Origin of the sequence: Pseudoalteromonas sp. B160, assembly GCF_037162485.1 — a bacterium.
GTDB classification, from domain to species: Bacteria; Pseudomonadota; Gammaproteobacteria; order Enterobacterales; family Alteromonadaceae; genus Pseudoalteromonas; species Pseudoalteromonas rhizosphaerae.
On the sequence record NZ_JARLUX010000002.1, the window covers coordinates 974,226 to 994,754 of the forward strand.

The window sequence follows — 20,529 nt, forward strand, 5'->3', positions numbered from 1 at the left end:
GGTCGAACAACACACATGACAATACTTCGTTTAAATACATTGGCTATCGCCGTAGGACTTGCATTTACCAGCTCAGCTGTCATGGCTGAAGACGCACAAGTTCAAGCAGAAAAAAACATAGAACAAATTTCCGTTTTAGGTTCACGGGTATCTAACCGCACAGCAACTGAATCTTCGTCACCCATTGATTTAATTGACGCTGATGATTTAAACAAAGGTGGCTTTACCGAGCTTGGTCAAAGCTTACAAGCTACAGCGCCATCGTTTAATTTTTCGCGTACACAAGTTTCTGACGGTTCCGATTTATTTCGCCCAGCAACATTACGCGGCTTACAGCCAGACCAAACCCTGGTTTTAGTAAATGGTAAGCGCCGTCATAATCAATCTATTTTTGGCCTTAATGGTACAGTTGGTGCAGGTGCTGCGGGTACCGATATGAATGCTATTCCACTTACGGCACTTAAAGGCGTTGAAGTATTACGCGATGGTGCTGCAGCGCAGTATGGCTCTGATGCTATTGCTGGGGTCATTAACTTATCACTGAATGATTCAACTGGTATAACAACTGGTTATGTACAATATAGTGAAACAGCTGAAGGTGATGGCGATACCATTTCAGCGGGTTTAAATCGCGGTTTTGATTTGGGCACAGAAGGCGGTTTTATTAATTTATCTCTTGAGTATCGTGATGCCGATGGTACTAACCGCGCAGAGCGCGATACAGGTGGATCGCTTGATGTAGAGCCAGGTACATTATCTGACAACGTTCGTTGGGGCCAAGGTAATTCGGAAAGTGAATTTACCTCGTTATTTTATAATATGGCATTGCCAATGGGCGACGGTGAGCTTTACTCGTTTGGTGGTTACTCTGAGCGCACTGCACTGGGTAACGGTTTTTACCGTAACTTTAACGAAGCATCTAAAAATGTTACTCAAGTATACAGTGATGGTTTTTTACCGCGCATTTATAACGAAGCACAGGATATTTCTATTGCGCTAGGTTTTAAAGGTGATATTAATCCAGATTGGAATTACGATGTATCGGCAGTTTATGGTGAAAACCAATATGACTTTACATCACGCAATACATTAAATGCTTCTTACGCGGCGGAGTATTTATTTAATAACCCAACGGCAAGTGATGCTGATATAGCAGCAAATGCAGGCCCAAGTGGTGGTTACTCAGGTGGTTTTAGGTTCGATCAAACAACAATTAACCTTGACGTAAATGGTATTGTGGACATTGGTCGCGGCGAACCACTCTATGTAACAATTGGTGCAGAGTACCGTAAAGAAAATTACCAGATAGTACCTGGTGATGAAGCTTCGTACGCATGTGGTTTAGCAAACATGGATACATCGTATCCATCAGTGAACGACCCTGAGCAATTTGCACAATGTGGCTTTCAAGCTTATAACGGTTTGCGTCCAGAAGCTGCAAATCAGAGCGACCGTAACAGCTACGCATTTTACGTAGATGTTGAAACTATGCTTACTGATGCATGGAACGTCAGTGGTGCACTTCGCTATGAAGATTTCTCTGATGCTGGAGATGACTTAATTGGTAAGTTAGCAACGCGTTATGAATTTAACGATGACTTTGCAGTACGTGGTGCGTTATCTACTGGTTTTAGGGCCCCTTCGTTGCAGCAAAGTGGCTATACAGCATTTACTACTAACTTAGGATCCGACGGCACGTTAACGCAATCATTTACTGCAAATACGGGCACTGCTTTCCCAAGTGCACTAGGTGTAGATAGCTTAAAGCTTGAGACATCGACAAACTACAGTGCTGGTTTTGTTTACGATGTCACAAGCGAACTTTCGTTAACGGTTGATTTTTACCGCGTAGAAATTGAAGACCGTATTACACTTGGCAGTTTATTAACGGCTGACGATGTATCGTTTAGCTCTGAGGCTGTTGCTGCTTTACAAGCAACCGGCGCTGTACAAGCTAACTACTTCTCGAACTCAGTTGATTCAACCACTCAAGGCGTTGATATAATTGCATCATATCGTACCGATGTAGAAGGCGGTAACTTTGGTGTTACTTTTGCGGGTAACTTAAACGATACTAAAATTGATGGTGTAAACGCAGCGGACGGCATTCCAGAATCGGTTGCATTTGATGATTTACAACGCAGCTTTTTTACCGACGGACAGCCTAGTGAACGAGCAACACTTACCTTTGACTACGAACGTGATGCATACACTTCAACAATTCGTTTTAATTACTTTGGCGAAACTGATGTAAAATATTTTGGTAACGACCATATATCATTACCGGGTGAGCTTTCGCCAACAGGTTCATTCAAACCAACTAGTACGGTTGAATCAGCAGTGTTAGTTGATTTAAATGTTAGCTACCAAATTAATGATATGTTTGTGCTTTCGGTTGGTGCCGATAACGTATTTGACGAAACGCCAGATGAACTAGGTGATGACGAAGTACTAAACTTTATCACCAATGGCGCATTTAAATACCCTGTACGTGCATTGCCTTATGGCTTTGATGGCAGAAGTTATTACGCAAAAGTAAGTTTTAGTTTCTAAATTTATAGTTGTTATTAAGCCCGCAAATAAGCGGGCTTTTTGATTTAAAATGCTTGTGTTTTTTTATATCAAGCATACAATCGCAAAACTTTTAAAGAGGAAAAATAAATGAGTAAACGTCGTTCTAAAGTGACTAAATCTACAACATCAGTAGATACAGGTCGGGGTGTTATTCGCGATAATGCATTAGCCGCATTAGTGACATCGAAAATTTTTGAACCACAAATTGTAGCTGCTAAAAAAGGTAAAGGTGCTTACAAGCGCAACAAAAAGCATGCAGGACAAGAGTCCTATTTAATCGCCGCTTAATGACGTTGTGATCAAATAGGGCTTTTGTTCTAAACGCTATTTTTTATAAAAAATAGCAAGCTCAGAAATTTTTATAAGACCTCGCTTAGATAATTTTTTTCTAATCGAGGTTTTTTGGTTATATAGTCTACCACCTTATTGTTTATACCTATTCACACTCACGTTTACGTTTTCGTAAAACTTGCTAGAGCCCGCGAAGATACTCACAAATAAAATGTAACCATAAATTAACCTTGCGTTCATATTTTGTGTGCGAAATTACCCATTCTTTAAACTGCATGGTTTTTATTTGATGTTAAATGCTGATGAAAAATATAATTTATAGTCCTTTTTGGTTAATAAAATGGCTGTTTTCTATACATCACATATCCAAATTAAGTTGACGTATGAGTTAACTGTGGTAGTTTTTAAACTGAGTTGTAAATTTAATGTTATATTTAACCCTGGGCGGAGGAGCTATGAGCTCACAAATGACAATAAAAAATGCTTTCAAACTAAGTGCGGTGTCACTCAGTTTTGTAGGCTTAAGTGTGCACGCAGCAGTCGACTGTAGTGCATTAACGCAATGGCAAACGGGTCAAACTCACAGCGGTGGCAGCCAAGTACACACACAAAATAGTGCATATGAGGCAAAGTGGTGGACACAATCAAACCCTTTAGAGAATTCAGGCCCGTGGCAAGAATGGAAACTTTTGGGTTTGTGTGACAGCGCTGTCACTGAGAATCAGGCACCCAATATTACAGTATTAACTCCTGCAAATAATTCTCAATTTGCCGATAAAGACAGCGTTGTCATAACTGCGCAAGCAACCGATGAAGATGGTTCTGTGACAAAAGTTGAGTTTTTTGTTGATGGTGCATTAATCGCAACTGATAGTAGCGCACCGTTTAGTACTAATTGGCCCGCGGTTGTCGGCACTCATCAATTGAGTGCAGTAGCAACCGATGATGACGGCGCGCAATCTTCGCAAGTGATCAATACGATCAGCGTTACTGAAATCGTGGATCCGGTTAATCAAGCACCGGTGGCAACAATTAGTTTCAGTAGTTTACCAACAGAATTAACGGTTGGCTCACAAATAGTGTTTGCTCTTGCAGGTACTGACAGTGATGGTCAAGTAACGGCACTTAACTTTGCGGTTAATGGTGCTGATGTGCACCAAGCAAGTACGGCATCAAGCAGTTATGCTTGGCAAGCAACAGCGCTTGGTCAGGCAACCTTTACGTTAACGGTAACTGATAACGAAGGCGCAACAGCCCAAGTAACAAAGGTGCTTACTGTTGTTGAAGAAAATACCGGACCAGTGACTGGAACTGATTGTCATCCGCAGGGGTTATATCAAACACCAGGTGTAAATACGCCGTATTGTACTGTGTATGATGCAGATGGTCGTGAGATAATGGGTGTTGATCATCCGCGTCGTGTAATTGGTTACTTTACCAGTTGGCGCAATGGCGCAAATGGCCAACCGAGCTATTTAGTAAATGATATTCCATGGGATAAAATAACTCATATCAACTATGCGTTTGCTCATGTTGATGCCAATAATAAAGTATCGATTGGCGATCCAAATGCAGCCGGTAATCCAGCTACAAATATGGAATGGCCAGGAGTGGTAGGTGCCGAAATGGACCCAAGCTTCTCGTATAAAGGTCACTTCAATCTTTTAAACAAATTCAAAAAACAACACCCACACGTTAAAACATTAGTATCTGTAGGTGGTTGGGCTGAAACGGGTGGTTTCTTTGATGAAACGGGCCGCGTTGAAAGTGGTGGTTTTTATACCATGACGACCAATGCAGATGGTTCAGTTAATCAAGCGGGCATTGATGCCTTTGCAAAAAGCTCAGTCGAGTTCATTGAGAAATATGGTTTTGATGGTGTTGATATTGATTATGAATACCCATCATCAATGAAAGATTCAGGTCACCCTGATGATTTCCCAATTTCAAATGCACGTCGTGCAGGTTTAAATGCATCTTACCAAGTACTAATGAAAAAGCTGCGCGAAGAGTTAGACCGTGCTGGTGAAAAAGCGGGTAAACATTATTTACTAACAATTGCATCGCCTTCTTCAGGTTATTTACTTCGTGGTATGGAAACATTCCAAACGGTTAAATACCTCGATTACGTTAACATCATGTCTTACGACCTTCACGGTGCATGGAACTCGCATGTTGGCCACAACGCTGCCTTATTTGATACCGGTCTTGACTCCGAGCTTGCGCAGTGGAATGTATATGGCACTAAAGAGTTTGAAGGGATTGGTTATTTAAATACTGATTGGGCGGTACGTTATTTCCGCGGCGCAGTATCGGCAGGGCGTATCAATATTGGTATTCCTTATTATACCCGTGGTTTTAAAGATGTCAGCGGTGGTACTAATGGGCTGTGGGGGCAATCTGCACTACCTAATCAAGCAGATTGCGCAACAGGTACCGGCGTTGGCGAAAAGAACAAGTGTGGCAATGGCGCATTAGGCATTGATAATCTTTGGCATGATAAGAACGATGCAGGACAAGAAATGCCAGCAGGTTCTAACCCGTTGTGGCATGTTAAAAATCTTGAGAACGGCATTGTTGGTTCGTACTTAGGTGTGTATGGCTTAACACCAGAGACTGATGTTGATGATCAATTAACGGGTACTTATACACGTCACTATGACAGCGTTGCTGTTGCACCTTGGTTATGGAACTCAGAGAAAAAAGTATTCCTATCTATTGAAGATGAGCAGTCTATGGCAGCTAAAGTTGATTACGTAATTAACAATGGCCTTGGCGGTATCATGTTTTGGGAACTTGCTGGTGATTATGATTTTGACTCAGCAAAAGGTGAGTACTTCATGGGTTCTACCTTAACAACTTTGGCTTATGACAAGTTTAACCAAAGTGGTGTGGCGTACGACACTCATCCAGGTAATCCAAACTTTGTTGTACCAACTGAAGCGGTAGATGTAACGTTTGCAGCAAAAGACTTCCCAATTGGTGATGATAACTACCCAATTAGCCCAACATTTGCGTTTACTAATAACTCCAATATTGATCTAAGCGGTGCGAAAATTTCGTTTGATGTACCTGTATCAACCTCGGCTATTTTTAAATCTAACTGGAACGCACAAGAAAAATTGGGCATGGCAGTTGAAGTAAATGGCTCAAATGCAGCAGGTAACAACATTGGTGGGTATGAAAATGAATTCCACCGTTTTTCAATCACTCTGAACAATGAATGGGGCGGTCAACCGAAAGACTTCAGTGGTGGCAAAACAGTCAATGCGCAAGTTATGTATTACATGCCAATTACCGGTCCTAGTAACTTTACTATAGAAAAAGATGGCAAAGTTTACGCGTTCAAATTTGAATACCCACAATTGCCTGATGGAACTACCGGTGGCGGCGACACCACGGATCCTGGTAATGGTGGTGGCGATACATCTGGTATGTGTGAAGGTGTGGCTGTGAGCTCAATCCCTGTATATCCAAACTTCCCTCAAAAAGACTGGGCAGGCAATCCAAGCCATGCCGCAGGCGGTGACTTAATGGTTCATAACAGTGCCGTTTATAAAGCGAAGTGGTGGACAAGTTCTGAACCTGGAGCAACAGCTGACTGGACTAAAAGTTGTAGTCTGTAAGTAAATAATAGGGGCAAGTTTGCTTGTCCCAAAATTTCAGCTTTTCAAGGACAAAACAATGATAGCTATTAAATTTAAAACTTTATCACTCTCGGCAGTGGCAAGCAGCGTATTACTAACAATTATGCCAGCGCAAGTGAATGCTCATGGTTATATGGATAGCCCAAAAGCGCGGCAAGCTTTTTGCCAAGCCGATGGTGGGTATTGGTGGCCCGAAGATGGCACTAATATTCCAAACCTTGCTTGTCGTGCCGCATTTTTAGAGTCGGGTACAGTGCAATTTGTACAAGATATTGAGTTTTCAGTTAATACACCGGACTACTTAAATCAAGCCGCGGTAGAGGCTAAGGTACCAAATGGGTCGTTATGTGCCGGTGGTGACAACGCAAAGCGTGGTATGGATTTACCTTCGCCGCATTGGCAACGCAGTGATGTGGTACCTAATGCCAATGGTGAAATTCAAATTCGTTACTTAGCAGCAACGCCGCATAATCCCAGTTTTTGGCAGTTTTATTTAACTAAACCAAGCTTTAATGCAGCAACAGATGTATTGACGTGGGCTGACTTAGAGCTAGTTCAACAACATGAAAATATTGATGTTATCAAAGATACCGATGGAAAGCGTTATTACGAAATGAATGTTGCTATTCCACAAGGGCGCAGCGGCGATGCTATTTTATATAGCCGTTGGCAACGTATTGATGTGGTGGGGGAAGGTTTCTATAACTGTAGCGATATCAATATTGTGACAGACGCAGGGCCGACGGGTCCGAGTGTTTGGTCAAGTGTTGGTTACTTTGTTCGTCAAGGACAAAGTGCCATTGCGGGTGACACTGTTTGGGCACGTTTATTTGATGAAAATGGCCAAGAGGTTATCAATCAGCAATTAAAAGTGACCGCTGCGAATCAAGCGAGTTGGCAGCAAGCACTGGCACAACAACTGAACTTAGATTATGCCCATTTAGTACAAATTGGCGTGCAAAATCAAGCCGGTGACGTGGTTTATAACAGTACTGATGTACTGACTAATCAAGTGTATAGCAGTAATGAAAATTACACTTATACCTTAAGTGTGCAAAGCGCTCCCACTAATACTGCGCCAATTGTACATACTTTGGATGATTTAGTTGTCGATGAAAACACCAGCACAGCCGTACACCTTCATGCTTTTGATGATGAACAAACGCAATTGAACTACAGCTGGTCAGTGCCAGCACCACTGAGCTTTACCGGTGGTGACGCAAACGTGGTGATTAGTGCGCCAGAGGTATCAACAAGCACAGATTATACCGTGTCGGTTTCGGTTTCGGATGGTCAATTAAGTACTCAAACTAGCTTTAAAGTCACTGTAAATGACAGCGTTATCACTGATCCTGATCCTGATGTTGCTGCTTGGAGCAGTAGTGCAGTTTATCAAGCCGGTGACAAAGCCAGTTTTCAAGGTGTTGTTTATACCGCGAAATGGTGGAGTCAGGGTCAGCAACCTGATAGTTCTAATGCATGGCAAAGCGATTCACAACCGGGTATGAATAACGATTGGAATGTAAGTAAAGCCTATCAAAGTGGTGCTGAAGTAACCTATCAAGGACAGCGCTATAGCGCTAAGTGGTGGACTCAAGGTGATACACCTGGACAAGCCAATGTATGGACCAAACTTTAATCAGAAGCCTAAGTTTTGTAGTTCAAACTTATTAAATAATTAAATAAATAATGGATAAGAGAGAAATATGAATATTAAACAGTTAACAGCAGCCATTGGCGTTGCTCTATTTGCAAGTACAGCCGTTGCAGCACCGTCTACACCAAGTATTAATTGGGAACCGCAACAGTATTCTTTTGTTGAAGTGAACTTAGAAGGTAATGGATCATATAAACAACTTGTTACTCGTGTTGATGAAGTTGCTATCAACATTCAATGGAGTGCATGGAGCGGTGACGGTGGTGACAGCTACAAAGTTTACTTTGATGATATGTTGGTAAATGAAGGTACACTTGCTGCAGGTTCTAAGACCGGGACTATTTCTTTCCCTTATGACAAAGCTGGTCGCCATACATTATATGTAGAGCTATGCGAAGGCGGTACTACTTGTGCACGCAGTGCTGGTAAGCCAATCGTGATTGCAGATACCGACGGCGGGCACTTAGCGCCACTGCCGATGGATGTTGATCCTAATAACCGTGATATTGGTACCAAAGCAGGGTTAGTGACCGGTGCTTATTTTGTTGAGTGGGGTATTTACGGACGAGATTATGATGTTACAAATATCCCTGCACAAAACTTAAGTCACATTTTATATGGCTTTATTCCAATTTGTGGTGAAAATGCATCATTAACTGGCAGCCCTAAACAAGCACTTGAAACAGCCTGTGCTGGCTCTGCTGATTATGAAGTGGTTATCCACGATCCATGGGCCGCTGTGCAAAAAGCATTACCAGGTGTGGATGCAAAAGATCCAATCCGTGGTACGTATTCACAGTTAATGGCACTTAAGCAACGTTACCCCGATCTTAAAATCTTACCATCAGTAGGTGGCTGGACGCTTTCTGATCCATTTGGTGGTTTTACTAATAAAGCTAACCGCGACACCTTTGTAGCATCAATGGAAGAGTTTTTAAGAACCTGGAAGTTTTACGATGGTGTTGATATTGACTGGGAATTTCCTGGTGGTGACGGCCCTAACCCAGATATTGGCGATCCGATAAATGATGGTCCTGCATACGTTGCGTTAATGCAAGAGCTGCGCGCTATGCTTGATAAGCTTGAAGCTGAAACAGGCCGTACTTATGAGCTTACGTCAGCAATTGGCGCTGGTTACGATAAAATTGAAGACGTTGACTACCAAGCCGCTAGCCAATACATGGATTATATTTTCGCTATGACTTATGACTTTTATGGAGCATGGAGTGGCGTAACTGGCCATCAAACTGCGCTTTATTGTGGTGAGCATATGAGCGTAGGGCAATGTAATGGTACGGGCGTAGATGAAAACGGTGAGCCACGTAAAGGCCCTGCTTATACAACAGATAACGCAGTACAGTTATTATTAGCACAAAATGTAAACTCGAAAAAAATTGTTGTTGGTACTGCTATGTATGGCCGTGGTTGGGAAGGTGTTTATCCAACAGGCACCACTATTGATGGTAACCCTATGACAGCAACAGGCTCCGGTCCATTAAAAGGCTCAACAGCACAAGGCGTGTGGGAAGATGGCGTTATTGATTATAAAGGCATCAAAACTCATATGATTGGTGCTGCAGGCACTGGTGTTAATGGCTTTGAAGTAGGCTACGATGACCAAGCGCAAGCTGCGTATGTGTGGAATCGCGCCACAGGTAAACTAATTACTTACGATAGCCGTGAGTCAGTGATAGCTAAAGGTGCTTATGTTAATCAATATAACTTAGGTGGGTTATTTGCATGGGAAATTGATGCCGATAATGGCGATATTCTCAATGCTATGCACGATGGCTTAGGTGGAGTTGTTACACCACCAAGTAATAAAAAACCAGTGTTATCAGTATCAAGCACTGTAACCGTGAACGCTGGCGGAAGTGTTTCTGTCAGTGCTTCAGCAACAGATGCCGATAATGATCCACTAACGTTTAGTTGGACTGCATCATCTGAATTAACGGTATCTGGTAGTGCTACAAATACATTAGCAATTACTGCACCTGACGTAACCCAAGACAGCCAGTTTACGGCAACCGTCAGTGTAACTGATGGCAAAGCAACGGTAAGCCAAAGTGTTGTGGTTAATGTCATCGCGCCAACAACTGGTGACAACACTGCACCGACAGTTGATGCGATTGCTGATATCACTGTTGAAGAAGGCGCTTCTGCAGCAGTAACGGTTGTTGCCTCTGATGCGCAAAACGACGCACTGACTTATACATGGAATGTCCCTGCAGGTCTTACATTAGTTGGCAGTGGTGCCAGTGTTAATCTTACGGCGGGCGCAGTCGATGCTGATACTAATTTGACAGTATCTGTGGCAGTAAGTGACGGCCAAGTTGCTACCACTCAAAGCTTTACTGTAACGGTAACTAACACCGATACAACGCCTCCTACAGGTGATACGTGGGATGTCAGTAAGGTATATGTTGGCGGCGATATTGTTGTTTATAACGGTATTACATACAAAGCTAAATGGTGGACTCAAGGTAATCGTCCTGATTTAGGTGGCGTTTGGGAAGCAACAACTCCACCAGTAGATGATACTGGTTCAGTAGTTTGGCAATCTGCGGCTGTTTATAATAGCGGTGATGAAGTAATGCACCAAGGCAATAAATACCAAGCTAAGTGGTGGACTCAAGGAAATGAGCCAGGCGTAGCAGGCGTATGGAAATTACTTTAATTAGCCTATTACCCAAGCCTACTTTGAGGTAATAAGGTTAATATGTAATTTACTTAAAGCAGCTTTCGGGCTGCTTTTTTTGGTTTTTCGAGTCAGATGCACCATACTGTAAAAAGCGTCTGTAATTTAACTAGGCTGTAGTTATCAAATACATTTATTTATTTCTGATATTATTGAGTCCAATTAGTAACAGCTGCGAAAAAACTCTGCAAGTAGGGGTGATATTACCTTGGCCACCATTTGTCTTTGATGGTGAGCAGGCTCTTACAGGAATAGATGTAGAGATCAGCCGTTTGGTGTTAAAGCATGCTGGATTCTGTAGTAAGTTTGTGCCTTTGCCGTCATCAAAGCGCGGTTTGGTCGAGCTTGAAAATGGCCGCGTGGATATATTAACTGCTGCGAGTTTCAATCAACAACGTGCCCAATATAGTCACTTTTCAACCTCATATAGACGTGAGAAAATGCGGCTGTTCTGGTATGAAGATACTAAGTACCTAACACACGATTTAGCCAGCCTGTTGGCGCAACAAAAAACCATAGCCGTAAATAATGGTGGTTATTATGGTAAAGAATTTGAGCAGCTAAGCAAAGTCACAAACAATAAAGATTTACTTGTACGAGTACCTTTGCTCAAGCATCGGCTATATATGTTAAAAGCTAAACGCGTCGATTTTATGATTGATGATGAAATATCTGGGTTATACCTCATAAGCCAAGAAAAAATCCCTGGTATTACACTGCATCCTTATGTTATTCATGATAATCCAATCCATTTTATGCTCAGTAAAAAAACGGTCACGATGGACAATGTGCGCTCCATTAATGCAGCGATCATTGATATGCAATCGAATATCAAGCAAATAATTGCCAGCTATACCTATTAATTAACTAGCTATAATTGATACCACTAAAGCTGCGCACGTTTTACTGTGTCTGAAGGGTTTTCGCCAAATAGTTGTTTATAGTCTTTAGCAAACTGGCCTGGATGCCAAAAGCCCCAATTGGCGGCAATCATTGAAATGGGTTTATTTTGTTGCGGATCACTGAGTTCACGGCGTATTTGGTTAAGCCGAGTCATGCGTAAAAAACGCAGCGGATTGATGCCTAAAATACTTTCAAAGCTGTATTGTAAAGTCCGTCGACAAACGTAGGTAAACTCACATAATTGGGTGATAGTCACTATGTTGTCTGGGTGATCGTGAATAAATTCTTTCGCTTTATCAACAACGTTTTTACGGTGTTTATAACTTGGGGTTACTTTTTGCTGGGGGAGTTGTGATTGCAGTAAATGCAGCACTAAACTTAATAAAATATCGTGTTGTAAAGCCGCACTTGCTCCACCGCCATTAGCATAAATGATTTGTTCAATGCATTCACGAGCACGTTGCAGTGTTTGTGGTGATGTTGTAATACGCGGTGATCCATGTTCACAAATGCCCTGAAGCGACAACCCTTGTCGCTGAGCAATTTGATGAAGCGTATCTTGATTGATCACCATGCCATAAATATTAAATTGCTCAGGGGTGATCAGCTCAAAGTTGCAATCACTTGGGCGGCACATTAATTGATTATCAGCGATGGTGAGACCGTTAATTTTACTGTTTTGTGCGTTTACCGGAATACCAAGCCATAACGCATTTGGCCATACTTTACACTGTTGTCGTAATGCGCACTGGGTATATTCTTTAAACACTTGCAAACCATCATAAGCCACTTCATCAATACAGCCATAAAAGCGGCCATCACTGACTTGATCATATTTTTGTTGCCAGTTTGTTAGGTTTCCCGCCTGCTGGTCCACATCGGTCGTAGCTAAAGTGCACTTACTTGGTGCATTTGTCGGTAAATTATGTTGCATAGTTGCGTATTACACCCCAGGCTAATTATTACAAGCAAACAGTAGTTGTCCGATTTTTAATTTTAACTATTTGATTTTTATTGTTTAAATAACATTTGCCAAAACTTGATAGTTGCTTGGTACGCTATAAGCTACCTTAAAAGAATCGTTGCACTGTTTATTGTTTTTTTTATTGCTTTTTATTGTAGTGAAAGCAATAGCTGTGCCTATCCTTTTTAACACACATTTTGTCAGCAAGGTAAGTTTATGAGTCAATCGTATCGATACACGTTAGGAAGTAAAACCTACCAATTTAACAATCTCGCACAGTTAATGGCTAAAGCGACCCCGCAGCGCTCTGGTGATAGCTTAGCAGGTGTTATTGCCAGTTCTGCCGAAGAGCGAGCCGTGGCACAAATGACGCTGGCAGAAGTCCCTTTAAAAACATTCTTGAACGACGCCTTGATCCCTTATGAAGACGATGAAATTACTCGGCTAATAATAGATGAACATGACACTAACGCATTTGCAGCAATCGCACATTTAACGGTAGGTGATTTTCGTAATTGGCTGCTGAGTGATCACGCAACAAGCCATGTTTTAGCGACAATCAGAGCGGGTATTACCCCCGAAATGGCTGCTGCGGTTAGTAAAATAATGCGTAATCAAGATCTGATCTTAGTTGCCAAAAAGTGCCATGTCACGACTGCATTTAGAAATACCATTGGCTTACCTGGCCACTTATCAACACGCTTACAGCCTAATCATCCAACAGATAATGTAAATGGCATTGCCGCGAGTATTTTAGATGGGCTGCTGTATGGCAGTGGCGATGCCGTAATTGGTATTAACCCCGCGACTGATAATGTTGCACAAGCGATTAAATTAATGCGGTTAATGGATGATGTGATTGAAAAATACCAGATCCCGACTCAAAGCTGCGTTCTCACGCATGTAACTAACACTATTGAATGTATTGAGGCCGGTGCGCCGGTTGACTTAGTGTTTCAGTCTATAGGGGGGACTGAGGCGACTAACTCAAGTTTTGGTTTTAATTTAAATACACTTGCTGAGGCGCAAGATGCAGCACAAAGTTTAAAACGCGGAACAGTAGGCAATAATGTGATGTATTTTGAAACGGGGCAGGGCAGCTCGCTATCAGCAAATGCCCACCATGGGCTTGATCAACAAACGTGTGAAACCCGTGCTTATGCCGTAGCGCGAAAATTCAAACCGTTACTGGTCAATACCGTAGTGGGTTTTATTGGCCCGGAATATCTATTTGATGGCAAAGAAATTACTCGAGCAGGGTTTGAAGACCATTTTTGTGCCAAATTACTGGGTGTGCCTATGGGCTGTGATGTGTGCTACACCAACCATGCTGAGGCAGATCAAAATGATATGGACAACTTACTGACCTTACTCGGTGTAGCAGGGTGTTCGTTTGTAATGGGGATCCCCGGATCTGACGATATTATGCTTAACTATCAAACCACCTCATTTCATGATGCTCTGTATGCAAGGCGGGTATTAGGTTTGCGTCCAGCACCTGAATTCGAACTTTGGCTGGCAAAAATGAACATTATGACAGATACCCAGCAGCATATTTTGTCTGACACGTTACCGTCACAATTTGCGCGTTCTTTGAAAGCTTTAAGTGGTGGACAGCCATGAAAAACTCATCTCCCAAAACGGCACAGCAAATACAGCAACAACATCAAGATAATGGCAAAGTGGTGCATAACCCATGGCGGCAACTACGCAGCTTTACCGATGCACGCATTGGTTTAGGGCGCGCTGGGATCAGTCTTCCGACGGCTGAAATGTTGGCGTTTCAACTCTCCCATGCGCAAGCACGAGATGCGGTTAATTTTCCATTGGATTTAGCTGCGTTAAGTGAACAGCTAGAGGATTTTTGCGCGTCACCACTGCATTTACATAGCCAAGCCGTGGATCGCAATCATTATTTACAACGCCCTGATCTAGGTCGAAAACTGGATCAAGCATCGCGCGATCAGCTAAGCAATTATATGAGTAAAGCGGCTACAGCCACTGAGTTACACCATGATATCGCAATCGTTATTGTTGATGGTTTATCGTCTTTAGCAGTACAAAAAAATGCCCATCCTTTTCTTGTTCAGTTACTGACGATACTGCGTGAACAACCAGAGCCATGGCGTTTGGCACCGATCAGCTTAGTGGAGCAAGGTAGAGTGGCGATAGGCGACGACATAGGTGAGCTCCTTAATGCCAAGGTGGTGCTGGTATTAATTGGTGAACGGCCAGGGCTAAGTTCTCCAGATAGTTTAGGGCTGTATTTAACTTGGCAGCCAAAAACAGGGCTGAATGATGCTTGTCGTAATTGTATCTCTAATATTCGTCCTGCGGGGCTGTCATATCAGGATGCAGCACAACGGACTTTATATCTTTTACAAGAAGCGAAACGTTTAAACCTGTCAGGGGTGGGTTTAAAAGATCGCAGTCAAGACGATGTGATAGAGCATCAAACGCAAACAACAAACTTTTTACTATCAGAATAATCAACAACGAAAACATAATGTAATTACAACAATAAATAGCAGGAGAAGATAATGTCAGATAATAAAGAGTACCTTGCAAAAAGACAGTTAAAACGAGGCTCCGCGGGATGGATTTTATTGGCGGGATTAGGAGTGTCGTATGTTATTTCTGGGGATTTTGCTGGTTGGAATTTTGGTATTGCAGAAGCTGGTTGGGGCGGCTTTGCTGTCGCCACAGTATTAATGGCAGTGATGTATTTAACTTTGGTTTTGTCATTAGCAGAAATGTCGGCGGCCATTCCGGCATCGGGTGGTGGCTATAGTTTTGCGCGTCAGGCAATGGGCCCTGCTGGTGGTTATTTGACTGGCTTGGCAGTGTTAATCGAGTATGCATTAGCACCCGCTGCGATTGTTATTTTTATTGGCTCGGCGGTCGAAGCGCTACTGGGTTTTAATGGTCCTTGGGTGTATGCGTTGTTCTATATTGTGTTTATCAGTATTCATTTAGCGGGAGTGGGTGAAGCGTTAAAAGTGATGATGGTGATAAGTGGCTTAGCGGTTTTTGCCATTATAGCCACTGCGATCGCATTATTTACACATTTTGATGTGTCGCGATTGTTTGATATTGCCATCACCGATGCTGCAGGAGCCTCCGAGTTTTTGCCCTTTGGTTGGTATGGCGTGTGGGCTGCATTGCCGTTTGCAATGTGGTTATTTTTAGCCGTTGAAGGCGTACCATTAGCGGCAGAAGAAGCCAAAGATCCAGCTAAAGACGTGCCAAAAGGAATTATAGGTGCAATGTTGTTTTTATTGTTTACTGCTCTGTTAGTCGTAGTATTGATCCCTGGTGCCGGTGGTGCCAGCGCAATGGGCGCTAGTGCCGTGCCGTTAGTTGATGCGCTAAACGTAACAGGGAATGCAAGCTTAGCAACACTCGTTAATATATTAGGTTTAGCGGGTTTAGTGGCATCGTTTTTCTCGATTATCTATGGGTATAGTCGGTTAGTGTTTGCGCTCTCTAGAGCGGGCTACTTTCCGAAAAGTTTGTCGGTTACAACTTCACGAAAAGTGCCGGCACGTGCCTTAATTGTGCCGGTATTTTTGGCTTCTTAGCATCATTAAGTGGTGAAGGTGATTTAATGCTGGCGATGGCCGTGGTAGGCGCTACGGTTTCGTATGCATTGATGGCATTGAGCCATATTTTACTGCGTATTAAACAGCCTGAACTCGCACGACCTTATAAAACGCCAGGTGGCATGATAACCTCAGCAATTGCGCTGGTCTTATCTTTGGTGGCTTTAACTGGGGTGTACGCGTTTGATCCTCGTGCATTCTTGTTTACTGTGGTGCTATTTGTGATCGGAGCGATTTATTACTTTGCATACAGTAGTAAGCACTTAGTCGCACACAGTGCCGATGAAGAGTTTGCTATGTTGGCTGAAGCTGAAGCCGCTTTAAGTGCAAAATAGTGATAGTTTAATGTTATTAATAGGCCGTTAGCACGGCCTATTAATAATGCAATTAACCAAGGCGAGTCACGTTTATTTTTATACGCCCTGCATTAGCGCCATAAAAACGCACCAAATCATTTGCAAAAGGCGTAAATTCTCCTGAGTGAGTCATTTTAAATTCACCCCCATCGGCAATCTCAAAAGCATCATTATCGCTATGGGCAATAGCACCAATTAAGGCAAACCAGTTTGCATGTGGTAAACGACGAAAGGGTTCGAGCAATGCCATGGGGATCTCTTTTACACCCAACTGTAGGTTATCTCGTTGCCAACCTTGTGGCCCACATTTTACGCCATCGTCATACCAAAGTTGTTCTGGGTAAGGGCTAAAGCGATAAGTAGCCCCTTGTTCAAGCATTAGTCCTGTTGCATTGTATTGCTCTGCGGCATAAACCAACACATCTTGGCTTTGGCCAATTTGTAACACCGACATGTTTTGATTTTTTAAAGCAATATGGGCAGACAAGCCGTTAAAACTGAGCGTAGTTTGATCTGCATACAGCAGTAGATAACTAAGGTTTTTTAAAGACTCGGGACGATAACTGGTTAATTGATTGATACGTGTAGCAACACTGTGGTGGATAATGGGTAACAGCTTACTTTGTTCGTCATCAACCAGCACGGTACATTCACGATCAATCAGTTTAAATAAAGGATTAAACCAAAAATAATTCTGTTGATGGCTTAACGCGAGAGGATCTGGGGTGATGGTCATATCATCTTGGGCGATAAAACTGTTTTGATCAGCAGGAAATAACGATGAATAATCGATTGCTTGACTAGTTAAAAAAGATAAAGCCACAGGCAGTTCAAGTAACCACTCCATTGCAAAGCGTAAGCAAATATCCGCCAGCCCATCTCGATAATAGCCACCACCGATATCGGAATGCGCGCCTGCAAACCATATTTCATGTACATTGTTTTGATGATTTATAAGGGTAGGTTCAAAAGCTCGACGCTTTTCATCCAGTGCCACACAATGCAGAGCCTGATTTATGTTGGTCGCTAAAGTATGGTTTTCAAAAATAACATGCTCAGCGCCTCGGGTGGCCTTGGTGACTTTGGATAAACCAATGGATGCCACAGTATCAAATACGCATAAATAAACGTTATTATCTATGAGCGGCTCTAAGCATTTTGCAAAACGTCGTGCTAACGCAGCGCCGCGACTAAAGCCAGTGAGTAACAGTATATCGCCAGTTTTGTAGTAGCGCTTAAAATCATTTATAGCATGATTTAAAATACTGGCAACATCGTCATCGCGTGGTGCGAAAGATTGATTGAGGAATCGCTTTAAACGACTTCCTTGAGTTCCAATACCTTGGTAATAGAAGCTAAGTTGATTAGTAAAAGGAGTAACGGGCTCGTTATTTAACTGGCCACCCATTAATAAATGAAGTTTGAGAATATTCGAAATGCTTGCATCTTCCTTAAAATGCGCAGAGCTGAACTGCTCAGCATCACGTGGCTCACTACCTGTGCCATCAAAGTTGAAAATCAGCGTTTTCGCGGTCATAGCATCATTCCTTTATGTGGTTTTTTATAACTTACAGGTAAATTATTTAAATTTGAAGACAATCCACTCAAATATGCAATAAGGATTTTTGTTATTTATTTTAGGTAATACTTTTTTATAGATTGAAAATAATATAGTCAAATGTAGTCTAAGCTTAAACAGTTGAAGCTCTGGTTTAGTAACAAAGTTCAAGTTGCCATTAAGCCTTAGGTTAAATAGTTAAGTTACGCAGATTTGCCTAGAGCAAATGTATTATTGTGTATCTTTAGGTAGGCATGATAAAAGGTATCGTGTTGCTATGACTAAATTTTTTATTATTTTGCTGTTATGCATACAAAGTACTGCTGCGCTTTCTAATTCAATAACACAGCCTTTAGTAGGATCTCATAATGAATGGCCTCCTACATATTTGCTGATGGAACGGGTATGACTACTGAGCTTGTACGTGCTGCATTTTTTAGCCAGAATATTGCATTCGATATTAAAATAGCGCCATTTAGTCGTGCAATGCGAATGTTAGAAAATAATGAAATTGATTTGATCCCTGCATTATGGTGGACAGAAAATCGTGCTAAAACAATTTTATTTAGCCAGCCCTACTTTACTAATGAACTTAGCATAATTAGTAATACTAAGTCGCAGCTTGATTATCAAGGCCCTCACAGCCTAGAAAGCTTAACAATCAGTACAATTAGAGGTTACGGATATCATGAGTATTTACAGTCTATTGATAGGCTTACAATCGTTCCTTTACTTAATGTCCATAGTTGTCTTGAGCATGTAAAAAAGCATCGCGCTGATATTGCTCTGGTTGATAAATACGCAGCATGGTTCGAAATGAAAAAAATGGCTACTCAACAGAGCTAACAATTTGGCAACCAGCTTTAATTAAGCACCCTCTTCATATTGGAATCAGTAAAGAGCACCCCAATGCTGAATATATAATAACCTCCTTTAACAAAGGGCTAGAGCAAATAAAGCGCTCAGGTGAATATGATGAAATATTAGCCCGTTACGAACATCTAGCCTCAGCACAGCCAGAGTAACTAATAAAAAAATAAAGACACCCACTTAAATAAATAAAGACACCCACCTAATAAATGGCGATTGTAGTAATTCAAACTTAAATGACACCCATAACAAACTTAAATGACACCCATAATAAACAAACTTAAATGACACCCATAATAATGACTATATTTGCAGTATTACCATGAGGAACTAGTATTTTATAAGGAACGTGATATTTGAGGTATTTATGGCTACTGCAAGAAATCGACAAATCAGTTTAACGGACACTCGTTACTATCATTGTATATCACGATGTGTAAGACGTGCCTATTTATGTGGTGTGGATGAATATACGGGGCAATGTTATGAACACCGCAGAAAATGGGTTGAAGATAAGCTAATGAGTTTGGCATCTCTCTTTTTTATAGATGTGTGCGCTTATGCAGTAATGAGTAATCATACTCATATTGTAGTGTACGTAGATAGTAAAAAAGCGGAAAGAGTAAATGATAGAGCAGTTGCAATTCGCTGGCATAAAGCCTTTAAAGGTTCTGAATTAACACGACGTTTTGCTAAAGGTGAAAAGCTAGCGTCTTTTGAGATGAAAATAGTTACAGATAATATTGCGCAATATCGTTTAAGGTTAATGGATATTAGCTGGTTCATGCGCTCTTTAAATGAATATATAGCGCGAAAAGCAAATAAAGAAGATGACTGTAAAGGGCGATTTTGGGAGGGACGGTTCAAATCCCAAGCCTTACTTGATGAAGCCGCATTATTAGCATGTATGGCGTATGTTGATTTAAACCCAGTTCGTGCAGGTATTGCTGACAAACCAGAAAATTCAGATTTTACGAGTGTCAAAAAGCGTATTATTTCGATCGCAGCAGGTAAACAGCCCAAATCATTACAACGTTTTTCAGGAATGGCAACACAGCATATGGTGAAAGGTTTACCTTTTGAGCTAACTTCCTACCTTTCTCTTGTTGATGCGACTGGGCGCTGTATTCGTCCTGATAAAATAGGTTATATAGCCGCCGATCTAATCCCTTTGCTTGAAAGGTTGCAAATAACCCCCGAAAACTGGTTGAAAGTTACCAGCAAATTTACCACCGTTTTTCACGGTGCTGTTGGAAGACCTGAGTCGTTAAATATGTTTTGTGAACATCAACACTTTAAGCGACGAACGAATTGCGAAAAATTACTAGCGTGATAACGTAGCCAATAATACATAACTTGTTAATTCAGGTTTTTTTGACGCCTAAAAATGCAAACGCCTGATATTTATC

General features: G+C 41.8%; 12 protein-coding genes and 1 pseudogene. 11 read left to right on the forward strand and 2 right to left on the reverse strand.

The window, feature by feature from the left end; translation table 11 throughout:
• Positions 1-15 precede the first annotated feature (15 nt).
• The 6 genes from P4S61_RS22785 to P4S61_RS22810 all read left to right on the forward strand — a co-directional run bounded on the left by P4S61_RS22785 (position 16) and on the right by P4S61_RS22810 (position 11,730).
• Positions 16-2,553 carry a TonB-dependent receptor plug domain-containing protein gene (locus P4S61_RS22785; RefSeq protein WP_182758624.1) on the forward strand — a complete coding sequence of 846 codons (2,538 nt, stop codon included), beginning with the start codon at positions 16-18 and terminating at the stop codon, positions 2,551-2,553.
• Between the two features lie 108 nt (positions 2,554-2,661).
• Positions 2,662-2,862, forward strand: coding sequence for an alternative ribosome rescue factor ArfA (gene arfA, locus P4S61_RS22790; protein WP_337119275.1), 201 nt, complete (start codon positions 2,662-2,664; stop codon positions 2,860-2,862).
• A 458-nt stretch (positions 2,863-3,320) separates the two neighbouring features.
• The gene (locus P4S61_RS22795; protein ID WP_337119276.1) at positions 3,321-6,491 is read left to right on the forward strand and encodes a glycosyl hydrolase family 18 protein; all 3,171 of its coding nucleotides are present in this window, start codon (positions 3,321-3,323) and stop codon (positions 6,489-6,491) included.
• Between the two features lie 58 nt (positions 6,492-6,549).
• Entirely contained in the window at positions 6,550-8,151 is a 1,602-nt protein-coding gene (locus P4S61_RS22800; protein ID WP_337119277.1) for a lytic polysaccharide monooxygenase, read from the forward strand.
• Positions 8,152-8,218: 67 nt separating this feature from the next.
• Positions 8,219-10,846, forward strand: coding sequence for a glycosyl hydrolase family 18 protein (locus tag P4S61_RS22805; protein ID WP_337119278.1), 2,628 nt, complete (start codon positions 8,219-8,221; stop codon positions 10,844-10,846).
• Positions 10,847-11,019: 173 nt separating this feature from the next.
• Entirely contained in the window at positions 11,020-11,730 is a 711-nt protein-coding gene (locus P4S61_RS22810) for a substrate-binding periplasmic protein (RefSeq protein WP_337119279.1), read from the forward strand.
• Between the two features lie 23 nt (positions 11,731-11,753).
• Here the strand turns inward: P4S61_RS22810 and P4S61_RS22815 are convergent, their stop codons facing one another.
• Positions 11,754-12,704, reverse strand: coding sequence for a helix-turn-helix domain-containing protein (locus P4S61_RS22815; protein ID WP_145239807.1), 951 nt, complete (start codon positions 12,702-12,704; stop codon positions 11,754-11,756).
• A gap of 246 nt (positions 12,705-12,950) precedes the next feature.
• Between P4S61_RS22815 and P4S61_RS22820 the strand changes: the two genes are divergently transcribed.
• The 3 genes and pseudogenes from P4S61_RS22820 to eat all read left to right on the forward strand — a co-directional run bounded on the left by P4S61_RS22820 (position 12,951) and on the right by eat (position 16,671).
• The gene (locus P4S61_RS22820) at positions 12,951-14,357 is read left to right on the forward strand and encodes an ethanolamine ammonia-lyase subunit EutB (RefSeq protein WP_337119280.1); all 1,407 of its coding nucleotides are present in this window, start codon (positions 12,951-12,953) and stop codon (positions 14,355-14,357) included.
• A complete protein-coding gene (gene eutC, locus P4S61_RS22825) occupies positions 14,354-15,223 on the forward strand; it encodes an ethanolamine ammonia-lyase subunit EutC (protein WP_337119281.1) in 870 nt (289 codons plus the stop codon). Before P4S61_RS22820 ends, eutC begins: the two co-directional genes overlap by 4 nt.
• A gap of 51 nt (positions 15,224-15,274) precedes the next feature.
• Positions 15,275-16,671: pseudogene (gene eat / locus P4S61_RS22830) on the forward strand (ethanolamine permease).
• Between the two features lie 52 nt (positions 16,672-16,723).
• On the opposite strand, the gene P4S61_RS22835 reads toward eat, so the two are convergent.
• Complete coding sequence (locus P4S61_RS22835; protein WP_337119282.1) at positions 16,724-18,229, reverse strand: DUF2235 domain-containing protein; 1,506 nt, start codon at positions 18,227-18,229, stop codon at positions 16,724-16,726.
• A 426-nt stretch (positions 18,230-18,655) separates the two neighbouring features.
• On the opposite strand from P4S61_RS22835, the gene P4S61_RS22840 reads away from it, so the two are divergent.
• On the forward strand, positions 18,656-19,096 hold the full coding sequence (locus tag P4S61_RS22840) for a substrate-binding periplasmic protein (RefSeq protein ID WP_337119283.1): 441 nt from the start codon (positions 18,656-18,658) through the stop codon (positions 19,094-19,096).
• Positions 19,097-19,487: 391 nt separating this feature from the next.
• A complete protein-coding gene (locus tag P4S61_RS22845) occupies positions 19,488-20,453 on the forward strand; it encodes a transposase (RefSeq protein ID WP_337119284.1) in 966 nt (321 codons plus the stop codon).
• Positions 20,454-20,529: the final 76 nt, after the last annotated feature.

Coding starts and splice junctions, on each gene's coding strand:
- P4S61_RS22785 (WP_182758624.1), top strand. CDS start 16: ATGACAATACTTCGTTTAAATACATTGGCTATCGCCGTAGGACTTGCA.
- arfA (WP_337119275.1), top strand. CDS start 2,662: ATGAGTAAACGTCGTTCTAAAGTGACTAAATCTACAACATCAGTAGAT.
- P4S61_RS22795 (WP_337119276.1), top strand. CDS start 3,321: ATGAGCTCACAAATGACAATAAAAAATGCTTTCAAACTAAGTGCGGTG.
- P4S61_RS22800 (WP_337119277.1), top strand. CDS start 6,550: ATGATAGCTATTAAATTTAAAACTTTATCACTCTCGGCAGTGGCAAGC.
- P4S61_RS22805 (WP_337119278.1), top strand. CDS start 8,219: ATGAATATTAAACAGTTAACAGCAGCCATTGGCGTTGCTCTATTTGCA.
- P4S61_RS22815 (WP_145239807.1), bottom strand. CDS start 12,704: ATGCAACATAATTTACCGACAAATGCACCAAGTAAGTGCACTTTAGCT.
- P4S61_RS22820 (WP_337119280.1), top strand. CDS start 12,951: ATGAGTCAATCGTATCGATACACGTTAGGAAGTAAAACCTACCAATTT.
- eutC (WP_337119281.1), top strand. CDS start 14,354: ATGAAAAACTCATCTCCCAAAACGGCACAGCAAATACAGCAACAACAT.
- P4S61_RS22835 (WP_337119282.1), bottom strand. CDS start 18,229: ATGACCGCGAAAACGCTGATTTTCAACTTTGATGGCACAGGTAGTGAG.
- P4S61_RS22840 (WP_337119283.1), top strand. CDS start 18,656: ATGACTACTGAGCTTGTACGTGCTGCATTTTTTAGCCAGAATATTGCA.
- P4S61_RS22845 (WP_337119284.1), top strand. CDS start 19,488: ATGGCTACTGCAAGAAATCGACAAATCAGTTTAACGGACACTCGTTAC.